Origin of the sequence: Serratia myotis, assembly GCF_027474885.1 — a bacterium.
GTDB classification, from domain to species: Bacteria; Pseudomonadota; Gammaproteobacteria; order Enterobacterales; family Enterobacteriaceae; genus Serratia; species Serratia proteamaculans.
Genome location: NZ_CP099707.1, coordinates 5013728 through 5029740 on the forward strand (window position 1 = coordinate 5013728; position 16013 = coordinate 5029740).

Sequence of the window (16013 nt, forward strand, 5' to 3'; positions counted from 1 at the left end):
GCTTTGAAACACGAAGGACATGACTATGGAATTATCTGCCCCGTTGATGTTAGTGGTTATTGGCTTGAGTTCACTGCTGGCGCAGTGGTTGGCCTGGCTATTGCGCCTGCCGGCCATTCTGCCGCTGTTGGTGTTTGGCGTGGTGTTGGGGCCGGTGGTGCATCTGGTTCAACCGGACGCGTTGTTTGGCGATCTGCTGTTCCCGCTGGTGTCGCTGTCTGTCGCCATTATTCTGTTTGAAGGGGCGCTGACGCTGCGGGTCGAGGAAATACGTGGCCTCGGTGGCGTAGTGCGCAACCTGGTGACCATCGGCATGCTGATGACCTTCCTGGTGATCGGCGTGGCCTGCTGGTGGCTACTGGACTTTCCGCCCGAGCTGGCCGCGCTGATCGGTGCAGTCACGGTGGTTACCGGCCCGACGGTCATCGCCCCGCTGATGCGAGTGGTACGGCCCAACGCCAATATCAACCAGGTGTTGCGCTGGGAAGGCATAGTGATCGACCCGGTCGGCGCTATCTTCACCCTGCTGGTGTTTGAATTTATCGTACTGAAACAACATTCCGAGTCCTATACCCATCTGTTCTACACGCTTGGGATCACCGCTGCCGTCGGCCTGGTGGCCGGTGCGCTGTTCGGTTACCTGCTGGGTCTGGCGCTGCGCCGCGTCTGGTTGCCGGGCTACCTGCAGAACCTGGCGGTGCTGGCGATCATGCTGACCGCTTTTGGCGTGTCCAACGCCATTGCCGACGAGTCCGGTCTGCTGACCGTCACGGTAATGGGTATCTGGCTGGCCAATATGCGCGATGTAGATACCAGCGACATACTGGCATTCAAGGAAGAGCTGTCGGCGATCCTGATTTCAGCGCTGTTTATCATTTTGGCGGCGCGGCTTGATATCCAGGCGCTGTGGAATATGGGCTGGCCACTGCTGGGCCTGCTGCTGGTGGTGCAGTTTATCGCCCGACCGCTGTGTATTGCGGTGTCGACCTGGCGCTCTTCCCTGCACTGGCGCGATCGGCTGCTGCTGTGCTGGATTTCGCCGCGCGGCATCGTCGCCGCGGCGGTCAGTTCGCTGTTCGCCCTGACCTTGCAGCGTAGTGGCTACCCGGGAGCCGATCGGCTGGTAACCGTGGTATTTGCCGTGATCATCGGTACCGTGGTGCTGCAAAGCCTGACCAGCAGCATGATGGCGCGTTGGCTGCGGGTGCAGCAGCAAAAACCGCGCGGGGTGTTGATCGTCGGCGCCAACAGCGTGGCGCGTATGTTGGCGCAGGCGTTGATAAAAATGAATATCCCGGTGATTGTCACCGACAGCAGCTGGGAGTATTACCGCCAGGCGCGCATGGACGGCATCCCCGCCTATTATGGGCATGCTTACTCCGAGCATGCCGAGAACTACCTCGATCTCAGCGATACCGCGCAGGTGTTGGCGCTGTCGCCTAACCGCCATCAGAATGCGCTGGCGGTCTATCACTTCGGCCATATTTTTGGCGAAGGACAGGTATTCGCCATCCGCTCCGGTGCACCGCTGAAAGGCCGTGGCAACAGTGGGGAAAGCTCGCGCTTCCGTCGGCATGAAGTTTTGTTCAATCAAGAAGCCACCTACGGCCGGTTAAGCAGCCTGATCGCCCACGGTGCCACCATCAAGGCTACCAAGCTGAACGAAAACTTTGGCTGGCTGGAATATATTGAAAAAAATCAGGGGATTATTCCGTTATTTAGCCAACGGGAGGATGGCACTCTGCAACCCATTGGTACCGGTTTCGTCCCGGCGATGCCCTGTACGTTGATTGCGCTGGTGCAAGATGAAAATCCCTCAACGTCCGGACGTTGACAGCAGCGTGATTACCGGCTATTCCTAACAGCCTACTTGCGCACCCGGTGCGCAAGCCAGAAGAGGTGCGTCGCCCAGGTAGAGTGTCAGAGGAGCCGTTTTCCGATGACGGCACTTGAGGGGGAGCGACGCCGAGGTAAGGTGATGTACGGCATTCATCGTATCGACTACAGGGGCTGAATCCTCTGGGTTGTCACCAGGGATTGTCCGTAATGACAATCAGCAAGGTGGGGCGCTTCTGGGTGTATCGTAGCTTTAACCCCTACGCCTGCCCCCGTTTATCGCTCCTCCCTTGTGCCAAGGCTATGAAAAAAGCGCTCTCTGAATAGAGCCACCCTGACACGAGGTTTTTACATGAACCAAGCAGCACCCCAGAATTCCACCGTTGTCGCCAAATTCGGCGGCACCAGCGTTGCCGACTTTGAAGCCATGAACCGCAGCGCCGACGTCGTACTCTCTAATCCGGACGTACGCCTGGTGGTCTTGTCCGCTTCCGCGGGCGTCACCAACCTGTTGGTGGCTCTGGCCGAAGGCAGCGATGCCGACAAACGCCATTTCCAGCTCGATGAAATCCGTCGCATCCAATACGCCATCCTCGATCGCCTCGATAACCCGACGGTTATTCGCGATGAAATCGACCGCATGCTGGAAAACATCGCCATGCTGTCCGAAGCAGCTGCGCTGGCAACCTCAACGGCCTTGACCGACGAGCTGGTCAGCCATGGTGAACTGATGTCTACCCTGCTGTTCGTTGAGATCCTCCGCACCCGCCAGGTACAGGCAGAGTGGTTTGACGTGCGTAAAGTGATGCACACCGACGACCACTTCGGCCGTGCTACACCAGACAACGCGGTGCTGAAACAACTGGCCCTGTCGCTACTCAAGCCACGCCTGCAAGAAGCGCTGGTGGTCACTCAGGGCTTTATCGGCAGCGAGCCGAAAGGCCGTACCACCACGCTGGGCCGTGGCGGCAGCGATTACACCGCGGCACTGCTGGGCGAAGCGCTGAGCGTCAGTCGGGTGGATATTTGGACCGACGTGCCAGGCATCTACACCACCGATCCACGCGTGGTCCCGTCAGCAAAACGCATCGATAGAATCACCTTCGAAGAAGCGGCAGAAATGGCCACCTTCGGCGCGAAAGTGCTGCATCCGGCCACCTTGCTGCCGGCCGTGCGCAGTGATATTCCGGTGTTTGTCGGTTCAAGCAAAGATCCGGCCGCCGGGGGAACTTTGGTGTGTAACACCACCGAGAACCCGCCGCTGTTCCGTGCGCTGGCACTGCGCCGCAAGCAAACCCTGCTGACGCTGCACAGCCTCAACATGCTGCATGCCCGTGGCTTCCTGGCCGAAGTGTTCAACATTCTGGCCCGTCACAACATCTCGGTGGATCTGATCACCACATCCGAAGTCAGCGTGGCGCTGACCATGGACACCACCGGCTCAACCTCTACCGGCGGCAGCCTGCTGACCACCTCATTGCTGACCGAGCTGTCATCACTGTGCCGGGTAGAAGTCGAAGAAAATCTGGCGCTGGTGGCGTTGATCGGCAACAAACTTTCCCAGGCCTGCGGCGTGGGCAAAGAAGTGTTTGGCGTGCTCGACCCGTTCAATATCCGCATGATCTGTTACGGCGCCAGCAGCTATAACCTGTGCTTCCTGGTACCGGGCAACGACGCGGAACAAGTGGTACGTACCCTGCACCACAATCTGTTCGAATAAACTATTATCATCCCTTGCGGGCGCGGCATGCTGCGCCCCTACATCTAAAAAATCAGTTCATAACCGTAGGGGTTCAGTCCGCTGAACCCGCAAAAAAACACAACTCCACCCCATCGTTCTATTTGGCTAAGGAAAACCACATTCATGCTGGCAAAATTTACCCGATTATTCCCCCTGTGGGCGGTGCTGCTCGCCGTCGCCGCCTACTTCACCCCCACCACCTTTACCGGTATCGGCCCCTATGTCAGCCCGTTGTTAATGCTGATCATGTTCGCCATGGGCGTCACGCTGCGGCTGGATGACTTCAGGCGCGTGCTGTCCCGCCCAGGCCCGGTGGCCGCAGGGATCTTTCTGCATTACCTGATTATGCCGCTGGCGGCCTGGCTGTTGGCGATGCTGTTCCACATGCCACCGGATCTTTCCGCAGGCATGGTCCTGGTGGGCAGCGTTGCCAGCGGTACGGCTTCCAACGTAATGATCTATCTGGCCAAAGGCGATGTGGCACTGTCAGTGACCATCTCGGCGGTCTCCACGCTGGTGGGCGTCTTCGCCACGCCGCTGCTGACCCGCCTGTATGTCGATACCGAGATCAGCGTCGATGTCATGGGCATGCTGCTGAGCATTCTGCAGATCGTAGTGATCCCGATTGGCCTGGGGTTGATCGTCCATCACACCTTTACCAAAACCGTCAAACGCATTGAGCCCATTCTGCCGGCGCTGTCGATGGTGTGCATTTTGGCGATCATCAGTGCCGTGGTGGCCGGTAGCCAAAGCCATATCGCCTCGGTCGGGCTGGTGGTGATCATCGCGGTGATCCTGCATAACGCCATCGGGCTGCTGAGCGGTTACTGGGGCGGCAAGCTGTTTGGCTTTGACGAATCGACCTGCCGCACGCTGGCCATTGAGGTCGGCATGCAGAACTCCGGGCTGGCGGCGACGCTGGGCAAAATTTACTTCTCACCGCTGGCCGCACTGCCGGGTGCCCTGTTCTCGGTGTGGCATAACCTGTCCGGCTCACTGCTGGCGGGTTACTGGTCCGGTCGGCCGATCAACAAAAAATAATTACACCCTGGGGCACAAATGACTGTGCCCCACCCCTTCTGCGAAATTTCGTATTTCCCACTGGTCGGATTGTCAGAATTACCCTCATCCTCTATTATCCCCCGACAAAATAAAAATTCAGATTCTTCCTATCCGTGCCGATAAAGTTTAAATGGCGGAGGAGTTAATTACTTTTTTTAGTTAATTAACTCAAGGGATCTGAAAATTAAAACAAGCAGCCTAATTATTATTTAGATATACACCCACCGTCTTAATTTGCCTGTGGCAAGTCGAGATATCACGCAATGTGCTTGTCGCTCGCTATTTCGGGCCGGCCGCTGGCCGTCCGTATATTGACCTCATGGATTGAGCAGGCCGCCCCGGCGGCTTCTCATAATGGATTACAATGATTAAAAAAACCGCCGCTCTGGTGCTGCTGTTCAGCACCGCGATCCCTGCCGCTACCCTGCCGGAAATGGAGCATTTCTCGCCGATGGGCGAATCACGCCGCGCCTTGCAAGACGGTTCGCGTGAAGTGAATCAGCAGATCGAGCAACGACGCTACCAACAGCTTAAACAACAGCAATTACTGGCAGAACCCGAACCCGCGCCACCGGCACTGCCACGTTCTGCCCAGTGCCTGCCCATCGACGGCGTGTATCTGCAGGGCGTTACTCTGCTGTCGGCGAAAGATTTGGCGGCACTCAGCGCATTGCCACAGCGTTGCATCAGCAGTAATGACATCAACCGTCTGACCCGCGAACTCACCCGTTTATATCTTGATAAAGGCTATATCACCGCCCGTGTGCAGTTTATTCGCCCCAATGCCGAGGGCGAGTTGGGCCTGCGGGTCACCGAGGGATTTATCGAAAAAATAGAAGGGGGAGATCGCTGGGTTAACAGCCAGTTATTATTCCCAGGACTGGAAGGTCAACCGCTGAAATTAACTCAGCTCGATCAGGGATTGGATCAGGCCAATCGTTTGCAATCGAATAAAACCCGATTGGATATATTGCCGGGTAACCAAACCGGTGGTTCTATTATTCGGTTGCACAACCAACATGCCAAACCCTGGTTGCTGTCTGCCACCCTGGACAATTATGGCCAGAAAAATACCGGCCAGTGGTTGGCACGCAGCACGGCAACGCTGGACAGCCCGTTTGGCCTGTCGGACTTTGTCAGTCTGAACGTCGCCGGTACGCTGAAGGATCCGTCGCAGCGCTACAACCGCGCCTATACCCTGCTCTATTCCCTGCCCTATGGCGCTTTTACCTTCAGCGGCTTTGCCAGTTATTCGCAATACATGAACCGCCAGCAGTTGGTGTTCAACAGCTATAAGCTGCACGGTCAGACCCAGCAGTATGGTCTGCGCGGCGACTATGTGTTTTACCGCGATCGCGATCAGATCAACGCCCTGAGCGGCCAACTGACCCATAAGCGCATCAATAACTATTTCGAGAACGTACGTATCGGTCTCGGCAGCCCGACGCTCAGCCTGTTCGAACTGGGGGTTAACCACCTGCAGATCCTGCCTACCGGGTTGATCAGCGCCAACCTCAGCGTAGAGCAAGGATTGCCGTGGTTCGGTGCCGATCGCCACAGCGGTGCCGGTCTGCCCGATGCCCAATTCACCAAGGGCAAGCTGTTCACCAATCTCACTCAACGCTTCACCCTGGCCGGTTCCAGTTACCAGCTCAGCAACCTGCTGTACGGGCAATACAGCCGCGATCGGCTGCCCGGCGTGGAATGGCTCAGCCTGACCGACCGCAGCGCGATCCGCGGTTTCAGCCGCAGCACGCTGTCCGGCGATAACGGCTGGTATCTGCAAAATACCCTGTCCCGCAGCTTTAATCTGGGCCAAAGCACCCTCACCCCTCGCCTCGGCGGCGACGTCGGCCGGGTGCTGCCACGTGACAACCGACCTTCGGGCTGGCAAAGCAGCGCCGGACTGAGCGCCGGCGCCACCCTGCGTTATCAGCGCGCCATCATTGACGTCGAAGCCAGCCGAGGCTGGCTGCTGTCCAGTCATACCCTGCCGGACGACCCGATCCAGGTGCTGGCCCGCTTCTCGTACACCTTTTAGTCAGTTGTTTTTTTTGCAGTACCACACGGCGATATACGGAGATACATGGATGAAAAATAATAACTTCAGGCTTTCGGCGGCGGGCAAGTTGGCCGCTTCACTGGCGATCATTCTCGCCTCACTCGGCAACGGTTACGCCGGTGATATTGTGGCGGCCAATGGGGCTAACGGCCCCGGGGTTTCCACCGCCGGTAACGGCGCACAGGTGGTGAATATTGTCACACCGAATGACCACGGGCTGTCGCATAACCAGTATCAGGATTTCAACGTCAACCAGCCCGGCGCGGTGTTGAATAACTCACGCGAGTCCGGACTGTCTCAGTTGGCCGGTCAGTTGGGCGCCAACCCGAACCTGAACAGCCAGGCGGCCAGCGTGATCCTCAACGAAGTGATCAGCCGTAATCCGTCGCTATTGCACGGCCAGCAGGAAATCTTCGGCATGGCGGCCGACTACGTGTTAGCCAACCCGAACGGCATCAGCTGTGACGGCTGCGGTTTTATCAATACCAGCCGCTCGTCACTGGTGGTGGGCAACCCGCTGGTGGAAAACGGCATGCTGCAGGGCTACAGCACGCTGGGTAATCGCAACACCCTAAGCCTGAATGGCAAACTGAACGCCGATGGCATACTGGACTTGATTGCCCCGCGCATCGACAGCCGCGGCGAGGTGATCGTCACTGACAAAAATGACAAGGCGGTGTCGGCTATCAACGCTGTCACCGGCAATAACCGCGTCTCACGCGACGCACAGGTGCTCAGCAGCCAACAACCCTTGAGTGCGCTGGACAGCTACTATCTTGGCAGCATGCAGGCCGGACGCATCAACATTATCAACACCGCAGCAGGCAGCGGCGTGAAGCTGGCGGGCAAGCTGCAGGGCAGCGACGAAATCAGGGTGAAGGCCGACAACATTCGTGCCGAAAGCCAGATTAGTGATGACAGCAGTAGCCGTAACAGCGGTGAGAACTACCAAAACTATCGCGGCGGCATCTACATCAACGACCGCAACACCAGCCAAAAGCTGACCCGCACCGAGCTTACGGGCAAAAATATCAGCCTGCTGGCCGATAACAGCAACCATCTGACCGCCACCGATATTCGCGGCGAAGAGGTTACTTTGCAGGGTGCCAGCCTGACGCTCGACGGCCAGCAACTGAAGCAAACTCAGGGCCATACCAACGACCAATGGTTCTACTCCTGGCAGTACGACGTCACCCGCGAAAATGAACAGCACCAGCAGGTCGGCAGCAGCGTCAGCGCCAGCAAAAATGCCACGCTGACCGCCACCGCACAGGATGTGAAGCTGCTCGGTGCCACTGTCGGGGCCGGTAACTCGCTGAAAATTGGAGCCAAACGCGATGTACAGATCGCCGGGCTGGTTGAGCGGGAGAAAACCAGTGAACGCGGTTATCAGCGTAACCATACCTCCAGCCTGCGAACCGGCAGTTGGAACAACAGCAATGAAACCGAAAGCCTGAAGGCCAGCGATTTGCATGCCGGGGGGGATTTGACGCTGAGTGCCGGTAACCGTGTGCAGGCTCGGGGGGCAAAAGTGTATGCAGCGCGCGATCTGACAATCAATGCCAACGACCAGATCAACATCGACGTGCAGAAGACCGCCAACGCCAAATCGGTGCGTGACAATAAAACCTCATGGGGCGGCATCGGCGGCGGCGATAACAAAGACAACAGTCACCACCACGAAGTCAGCAACGCTTCCGACCTGACCGCCGATGGCACCCTGTGGCTGAACGGCAAACAGGGCGTAACCATTACCGGCAGCAAGGTCAAAGGCAGCCAGGGCGGTTTTGTTGAAGCCAGCGCCGGGGGCCTGCGGATTGATAACGCGCTCAGCACCAACGTCGACAAAATCAATGCCCGCACCGGTACCGCCTTTAACATTACCAGCAGTTCGCAAAAGTCCAACAACAGCCACCAGCAGTCCACCGCCAGTGAACTGGTTTCCGATACCAACCTGCAACTGGTCAGCAAACAGGATACCGACGTGGTGGGCAGCAAGGTGACCAGCGCCGGCAAACTGGATATCCAGGCCGGTGGCAATCTCAATGTCAGCGCGGCTGAGCAGCAGCAACGCATTGATGAGCAGAAAACCGCGCTGGCGATCAACGGCTATGCCAACGAAAAAGGCGATAAACAATACCGCGCCGGTTTACGCATAGAACATACCAGCGACAGCGAGAAAACTACCCGCAGCGAGCAACAGTCGTCGATGTTGAGCGGCGGCAGCGTGACGTTGAAGGCGGATAAAGACGTGACCTTCAGCGGCTCCAAACTGGTGACCACCCAGGGAGACGCCAGCGTCAGTGGCAACAACGTCGCCTTCCTGGCGGCTGACAACAAGACCACCAGCGACACCGAGCAAACCAAAGTCGGCGGTGGGTTCTATTACACCGGCGGCATCGATAAAGTCGGCTCGGGTATTGAAGGCGGTTACGAGAACAGCAAAACGCACTCGCAAAGCAGCAAGGCCGTCACCTCAGGCAGTGATATCAAAGGCAACCTGACGATTAGCGCCAATGACCAACTGACTCAGCAAGGTGCACAGCATCAGGTTGGCGGTAAATATCAGGAAAATGCCAACAGCGTGGCCCATCTGGCCGCCACGGACAGCGAAAGCAGCAATACCCGCAAAACCGACGTCGGCGTGGATATCGGTGCCAACGTTGATTACAGCGCCATCACCCGCCCGGTTGAACGCGCCGTGGGCAAAGCCGCCAAGCTGGACGCCAACGGCGTGATTAACGATATCGGCAGCATCGGTCTGCCAAACGTCGGGATCGACGTCGCTGCCAACGGCGGCAGCAGCGAAAACAGTAACAGCAGTTCGCAGGCCGTGGTCAGCACCATTAAGGCCGGGGAGATTGCGGTTAACGCTGGCGGGGAACTGCAGGATCGCGGGACCCAATATCAAACCACTCAGGGTGCCGTAACGCTGAAGGCGGACAGCCACCGCAGTGAAGCGGCGGAAAATAGCCAACAGCAGAGCCAAAGCGATACCCGTGGCGGTGCCAGCGTGCGCGTTTACACCAATACCGGCAACGACCTGAACGTCGACGGCAAAGGAGAAGGCGGCAACAAACACAGCGCCAGCACCGGCAGCCAGGCCGTGACCGGTAGCATCACCGCCGCCAATGGCATCGACATCCAGGTCAAGCAGGATGCGGTTTATCAGGGCACTTCACTGGATGCCGGCCAGGGTAAGACTCAGGTGAAAGCCGAAGACGGCAACATCCGTTTCGAGCAGGCTACCGACCGCAGTCATGAGAGCCACAACGGTTTCAATGTCAAAGTGTCGGCCAAAGGTGGCTCCACCCCGGAGACCAAAAACTTCGGCGTTGGGCTGGGCGGCGATCGCAGCGTGGGGGAAAGCGACGGCAGCAGCGCACAGGTTAGCCACATCGGTGGGCAACAGGGCGTAGAACTGGAGGCCGGGCATGGGCTGACGCTGCAAGGCAGCACGGTCACCAGCCAGGGCGACGTTACGCTGAAGGCAGGCGATAAGGTGGCGCTACAGGCAGCCGAGTCGCACCAGACGCGTAAGGACGATACGCTGTCAGGGAATATCGATATTGGCGGTAACAGCACCGACAGTGACAAAAAAAGCGCGAGCGGCATTTCCCTCGGCGGTGCATTTGACATCGCCAAGGTCGATGAATCTTCCACCACCCGGCAGGGCGGAAAAATCACCGGCGGTGGCGCAGTGAACATTACCGCCAAAGGCAGTGACGACGAGGCGTTACACCTGCAGGGGACCGAGGTCAAAGGCAACAGCGTAGCCCTGAATGCCGGACATGGCGGTGTAGTCTTGGAATCGGTGCAAAATCAGGAGCAGAAAAACAACTGGAACCTGGGGCTGAAGGCGAACGCCAAAGGCGGCCAATCCTTCAACAAGGACGCCAACGGCAAGGTTGATACCACCAGCGGCAGCGATACCCATACTCTGGGTGCCGGGGTAAAAGTCGGCGTCGACAAACTGCAGAAAACTACCCAGGGCAACAGTCTGATTAACGCCAACGAAGTGACGATCAACAGCGGTAAAGACACCACCCTGGCCGGTGCCCGGATCGATGCCGAACACGTACAGGGCAACGTCGATGGCAACCTGCACGTCGAGAGCCGCAAAGACAGCGAAAGCAGCGTTAAGGTCAATGTGGACGTCGGTCTGAACCATACCAACGACCCGGCCAGCAGCATCACCTCCAAACTGTCGAAAGTGGGCACTCCGCGCTATGCCGGTAATGTGAAAGAGAAGCTGGAAGGGGGTATCAACAAGGTCGCTGACGCCACTACCGACAAGTACAACAGCGTGGCCCGTCGTCTTGATCCCAAACAGGACACCACCGGCGCGGTTAGCTTCAACAAGGCCGATAGCAAAGTGACCCTGCCGGAAACCCTGGTGGGTGAAAAAGAGCAGGCACCGCTGTGGGATCGCGGCGCTCGCTTCCTCGGTAACAAGTCCAAAGAGAGCCTGACCGGCCCCGCCGGGCTGCAGGGTCAGTTCAAGGTCAACGCCGACGTGGTCAATAACGATGCGGTTGGCGTGCAATCCGCCATTAGTGGGAAAAATGACGTGACGCTGAACGTGCAGGGCAGCACCCACCTGACCGGCGCTGAGATCCGCAGCCAACAAGGTGAGGTGACGCTGGGTAACGCTAAGCTGGAACAACAGGACGTGGCGGGCAGCCGTTATCAGGGTGGCGGTCACCTGGATGCGGCCGCCTCTGCCGGTGGACTGTTGGGGATCGCCGGTAAAAGCGTGGTGAATCTGGAGACACCGGTCGGCGGCTACGGCAATAGCCAGACTGCCGATGCCAAGGCGGGTGTTTTCTCGGGTAAATAACTGGCGGTAAATAATCAAAATCATGCCCCCGGTTCAGCCGGGGGCATTTTTTTACAGCGTGCTCGGCGTATCCTCCCACTCGCGCTCGTCATCCTTCTCATCCTGATCCAGCACGTTATACGCTACCGCACAGAACAGCGAGTTCAGGCGTTTCATGTCCCCCAACAGCCCCAGATGCAGCGAACTGGTTTCGATGCTTTGCACGTTCTGTTGGTGTAAACGATCAACATGCGCATGCGCGTAACGGCGATCCAGAATGCGGAAGCGATGCTTGGAACGTCGTAACCGCTTGGCGCTGGTGAGGTCGCCGGACAGGAACACCGACAGGCTCAGCCGCAGGTTGCCGATCAGTCGCTCATACAGCGTGTCCAGCTCCGCCAGCCCCTCGGCCGAAAACGCCCGCCGCGCCGCATGCGACTTCGATGCGATATCGCCGGTCATGCGTTCAATGATGTCCCCGGCCTGCTCCAGGTTGAGCGCCATTTCGATAATTTCTGCCCAACGGCGCGAGTCTTCCTCGCCCAGATCCTCTTTCTGGATCTGCGCCAGATACAGTTTGATGGCGGTGTAGAGTACGTCGACGTCATCGTCCAACCGGCGCACCTCTTTATCCTGCCCGATCTTACCGTGCAGCACTTCGCGGTGCAGGATCATCATGTGTTCTACCACGTCCCCCATACGCAGGGTTTCACGCGCGGCATTGGCCAAAGCCAGCGTCGGCGTATCCAATGCGCTGGCATCCAGATGCCGTGGTCGCAGCCGGGGATCGTCAGCCGCCACGTCGGCGATCAGCGCTTCACACAGCCGTGCCATCGGCCCGGCCAGAGGGATCAGCACCAGACAGCGGATCAGGTTGTAGAACACGTGAAAATAGATCACCAACTCTTCATTCTCACCGGGCAGCCGGGCCATCGCGTCTGCCAGATAAGAGACAAAGGGCAGCACCAGCACACAGCCGATCAGTTTGAACAACAGGCTGCCCAGTGCCACCCGACGGCCGGCGGCGTTCTGGCCACTGGTGTTGATCACCGCCAGCAGGCCACTGCCAAGATTGGCGCCAATCACCAGACACAGCGCCACTTTCAGTGAGATCACACCGGAAGCGGTCAGGGTGGCGGTCAACAACACCGCCGCCAGGCTGGAATAGCTGACAATGGCGAACAACGCGCCGGTCAGGGCATCCAGCATCACATCGCCGGTCAGTGACGAGAACAGTACCTTCACTCCCGCGCCCTGGGTGATCGGCGTTGCGGCGGCGACGATCAGCTCCAGAGCCAGGACAATCAGCCCGAGGCCGATGCACACCCGGCCCATTTGCCCCACCCGGGTTTGCTTGCGGCTAAGAAACAGGAACACGCCGACCAGGATCAGCAGCGGTGATAGCCAGGAGAGATCAAAGGTCAGTATTCGCGCCATCAGCGCGGTACCCACGTCGGCGCCGAGCATGATCACCAGCGCAGGCGTCAGCCCCACCAGCCCTTGAGCAACGAAAGAGGTCACCAGCAGTGCAGTAGCGTTGCTGCTTTGCACCAGCGCAGTCACGCCGATGCCAGAGACGAACGCCAGCGGTTTTTTCTCCACGCTGTCGCTCAATACCCGACGCAGATTAGCGCCGTAGACCCGCATGATCCCGGTGCGCACGATGTGGGTACCCCACACCAACAGCGCCACCGCAGAAAGCAGATGAAGAAGGGTCAACACGGAAAATACACTCCATAAACGCCAGCAAGGCAACCGTTCTGCCGGGCGTTAAAAGAGCAGAACAGCGGCAACGGGTTGCAGACTGCCGCTGAAGGGAAGGGAAATTCCGTTTGTCAGCGGGAAAATGTCATGCAACTTCCCGTAATGTAACAGTTTCTAAGTGTAGCCCAATTTCACTGCCGTCAGGTCGCAAATCTTCGACCGAACGGTTGAGCACATCGACCAGCAGCTCCACGCCACGGGCCTGAACCCGATAGCGCACCACGTTGCCCAACAGGCTGTGGCTGAGGATCACCGCGGCGATCCCCTGCCCGGCAGGCAGTAGGGTCATGGACTCCGGACGAACAGCTACCTTACCGCGGTAAGTGCTGCCGGTCAAAACCGTCGCCTGTTCGGCGCTCAGCAGGTTGTAGTTGCCGATAAACCCGGCGGCGAAAACGTCGGCCGGTTGGGTATACAGGGTTTCTGCATCGCCGCTTTGCACGATTTGTCCTTTATTCATCAGCACGATGCGATCCGACAGCGTCAAAGCTTCTTCCTGATCGTGGGTGACGAAGATGGCCGTCAGGTTCAGCTCACGCTGGATCCGACGGATCTGTTCGCGCAAATGTTTGCGGATCCGCGCATCCAGTGCCGAGAGCGGTTCATCAAGCAGCAGCAGACGTGGACGGGTCACCAACGAGCGTGCCAGCGCCACCCGTTGGCACTGGCCGCCGGACAGCTGGTGCGGATAACGCTTCGCCAGCTCGGTCAGTTCCACCAGCGCCAGCACCTCCTGCACCCGCTGTTGGATCTGCCCGGCCGCCAGTTTTTGCATTTTCAGGCCGAAGGCCACATTGCCTTCTACCGTCATATTCGGGAATAACGCATAGCTCTGAAACACCATGCCGATACCACGTTTTTGCGGGGGCACCGGCACCAGATCCTGTCCCTGCAGCAGGATCTGCCCACTGTCGACAGAGGTCAGCCCCGCCAGGCAGCGCAGCAGCGTGGACTTGCCACAGCCGCTCGGCCCGAGCAGCGTGACAAACTCGCCCTCCTCGGCGGTGAAATCGATATCCTGAAACACCTGGGTCTGCCCATAATGTTTGTTGAGACGGGTGACATTGAGATAAGCCATCGGGTTAGCCCTTATTTTTATTCAGCAAGTTCGCCAACCAGGTGACAAGCAGCACCACGGCGAAATAAGAAATGACCAGTGCGCTGGTGAAATGGCCGCTGCCGTTACGCATGTTGAACAGGTAAACCTGCAGCGTTTCATACTGGCTGCCCACCAGCAGGTTGGCGAAGACAAATTCGCCAATCAGGAAAGAGAACGACAGTAGCACCGCGATCATCCCGCCTTTGCGCAGGTTCGGCAGCACCACCCACAATGCGGCTTTCCAGGTGCTGGCCCCCAGCAGATGCGCAGCATCCATCAGATCACGCAGGTTGATCGCCTGCATGTTGTTGCTGATGGCTCGGTAAATAAACGGCAGCGCGATGGAGAAATAACAGCCAATCAGGATCCATGGCGTGCCCAGCAGCGGCAGCGGATCGGCGGCGAACAGCTGCATCAGCCCGACCGCTGACACCACCGGCGGCACGGCGAACGGCAGCAGGATCAGCACGTTCATCACCGCATCCAGCTTGGGGAAATAGTAAGCAATTACAAACATCATCGGCAAAATCACCACCACCGCCAACACCAGAGTGCCGAAACAGATCAGCAGCGAGTGCCACAGCGCCAGCAGGAAGCGCGGATCGCTCCATAACGCCACCAGCCATTTCAGGGTAAAACCGTCCGGCAGGATGGTCGCGCCCCATTGGGTAGCCAGCGCATAAATCAGCGTCGCTGCCAGCGGTAACAGCAGGATCAGCAACAGCAGGCCGCTCACCACACGGTGATAACCGGTTTCAAAACGCGACATGGCCGCCCTCCGCAATATTATGAGCGAGCATTGAGGTAGCTCCTGCGTAACAGCCACTGATGGATCAGCGTGATAAACGCCATCATCGCTACCAGCAGCATCGCCAGCGCGCTGGCCAGATTCGGATCGAGGGAGATATCCCCCGCCACTAGCGCAGAAATACGTATCGGTATCACGTTGAAATTGCCGGTGGTCAGCGCATACACCGTGGCATAGGCACCCAATGCATTGGCCAACAGGATGACAAAGGTGCCCATCAGCGCCGGAGCCAGCACCGGCAGGCCGATATGCCGCCAATAGCGCCACGGGCTGGCGCCAAGCAACGATGCCGATTCGCGCCAGTCTTCACGCAGCGCATCAAATGCCGGGTACAGCAGCAGTACCCCGAGCGGGATCTGGAAGTAGGTGTAGAGCACGATCAGGCCGGTTTTGGAGTAAAGGTTAAAGCTCTCCATCAGGCCGTACTTGCGCAGCAGCAAGGTCAGGCAGCCATTCAGCCCCAGCAGGATGACGAAGGCGAACGCCAGCGGCACCCCGGCGAAGTTGCTGGTCATGTTGGTAAACGACATCACAAAATCATGGAACCGCGTCTGGCCCAGCTGGCGCAGTGAGTAACTGCCCACCAGGGCAATCAACAGCCCATAGACGCTCGACCAGAGGGAAATCTCCAGCGAGAACTGAAACGCCTGCAGATAGAACGGCGAAGTCAGCACATCAACATAGTTGCCCAGCCCCCAGCCGCTGGTCTGGCTGAAAAAGCTGCTGACCGCAATCCACACCAGCGGCGCGATTTGAAACGCGCCGAACAGCAGGATGAACGGCAGCAGGCACAGCGCGGCAATCCACTTAGCTTTCATTATT

The 16013-nt window shown here is 58.3% G+C and carries 9 protein-coding genes and 1 riboswitch; of the genes, 5 read left to right on the plus strand and 4 right to left on the minus strand.

Going from position 1 to position 16013, the window contains the following annotated elements; genetic code table 11:
• The first annotated feature begins 25 nt into the window (after positions 1–25).
• The 5 genes from NHG65_RS23580 (at position 26) to NHG65_RS23600 (ending at position 11541) form a co-directional block, all read left to right on the plus strand.
• The gene (locus tag NHG65_RS23580; RefSeq protein ID WP_099063610.1) at positions 26–1834 is read left to right on the plus strand and encodes a cation:proton antiporter; all 1809 of its coding nucleotides are present in this window, start codon (positions 26–28) and stop codon (positions 1832–1834) included.
• A 52-nt stretch (positions 1835–1886) separates the two neighbouring features.
• A riboswitch (Lysine riboswitch) is annotated at positions 1887–2080 on the plus strand.
• Between the two features lie 108 nt (positions 2081–2188).
• Positions 2189–3556: a lysine-sensitive aspartokinase 3 gene (lysC, locus tag NHG65_RS23585; protein ID WP_261428160.1), complete on the plus strand. Its 1368-nt coding sequence runs from the start codon at positions 2189–2191 to the stop codon at positions 3554–3556.
• Positions 3557–3700: 144 nt separating this feature from the next.
• Positions 3701–4618, plus strand: coding sequence for a ketopantoate/pantoate/pantothenate transporter PanS (gene panS / locus NHG65_RS23590; RefSeq protein ID WP_207977261.1), 918 nt, complete (start codon positions 3701–3703; stop codon positions 4616–4618).
• 385 nt (positions 4619–5003) lie between these two features.
• Positions 5004–6680 (plus strand): ShlB/FhaC/HecB family hemolysin secretion/activation protein, encoded by a 1677-nt coding sequence (locus tag NHG65_RS23595; RefSeq protein ID WP_499182736.1) that lies wholly within the window; start codon positions 5004–5006, stop codon positions 6678–6680.
• Positions 6681–6729: 49 nt separating this feature from the next.
• Entirely contained in the window at positions 6730–11541 is a 4812-nt protein-coding gene (locus NHG65_RS23600; protein WP_499182737.1) for a hemagglutinin repeat-containing protein, read from the plus strand.
• Positions 11542–11592: 51 nt separating this feature from the next.
• On the opposite strand, the gene NHG65_RS23605 is transcribed toward NHG65_RS23600, so the two are convergent.
• From NHG65_RS23605 to NHG65_RS23620, 4 genes are all read right to left on the minus strand, one after another.
• Positions 11593–13242, minus strand: coding sequence for a Na/Pi cotransporter family protein (locus NHG65_RS23605; RefSeq protein WP_085119750.1), 1650 nt, complete (start codon positions 13240–13242; stop codon positions 11593–11595).
• 127 nt (positions 13243–13369) lie between these two features.
• Positions 13370–14362 carry an ABC transporter ATP-binding protein gene (locus tag NHG65_RS23610; RefSeq protein ID WP_085119751.1) on the minus strand — a complete coding sequence of 331 codons (993 nt, stop codon included), beginning with the start codon at positions 14360–14362 and terminating at the stop codon, positions 13370–13372.
• A 4-nt stretch (positions 14363–14366) separates the two neighbouring features.
• Positions 14367–15152, minus strand: coding sequence for an ABC transporter permease (locus NHG65_RS23615; RefSeq protein WP_085119752.1), 786 nt, complete (start codon positions 15150–15152; stop codon positions 14367–14369).
• Between the two features lie 17 nt (positions 15153–15169).
• Positions 15170–16009, minus strand: a complete 840-nt coding sequence (locus tag NHG65_RS23620) for an ABC transporter permease (protein ID WP_012147180.1) — start codon at positions 16007–16009, stop codon at positions 15170–15172.
• Positions 16010–16013 lie beyond the last annotated feature (4 nt).

Coding starts and splice junctions, on each gene's coding strand:
- NHG65_RS23600 (WP_499182737.1), top strand. CDS start 6,730: ATGAAAAATAATAACTTCAGGCTTTCGGCGGCGGGCAAGTTGGCCGCT.
- NHG65_RS23595 (WP_499182736.1), top strand. CDS start 5,004: ATGATTAAAAAAACCGCCGCTCTGGTGCTGCTGTTCAGCACCGCGATC.
- NHG65_RS23580 (WP_099063610.1), top strand. CDS start 26: ATGGAATTATCTGCCCCGTTGATGTTAGTGGTTATTGGCTTGAGTTCA.
- lysC (WP_261428160.1), top strand. CDS start 2,189: ATGAACCAAGCAGCACCCCAGAATTCCACCGTTGTCGCCAAATTCGGC.
- panS (WP_207977261.1), top strand. CDS start 3,701: ATGCTGGCAAAATTTACCCGATTATTCCCCCTGTGGGCGGTGCTGCTC.
- NHG65_RS23610 (WP_085119751.1), bottom strand. CDS start 14,362: ATGGCTTATCTCAATGTCACCCGTCTCAACAAACATTATGGGCAGACC.
- NHG65_RS23620 (WP_012147180.1), bottom strand. CDS start 16,009: ATGAAAGCTAAGTGGATTGCCGCGCTGTGCCTGCTGCCGTTCATCCTG.
- NHG65_RS23615 (WP_085119752.1), bottom strand. CDS start 15,152: ATGTCGCGTTTTGAAACCGGTTATCACCGTGTGGTGAGCGGCCTGCTG.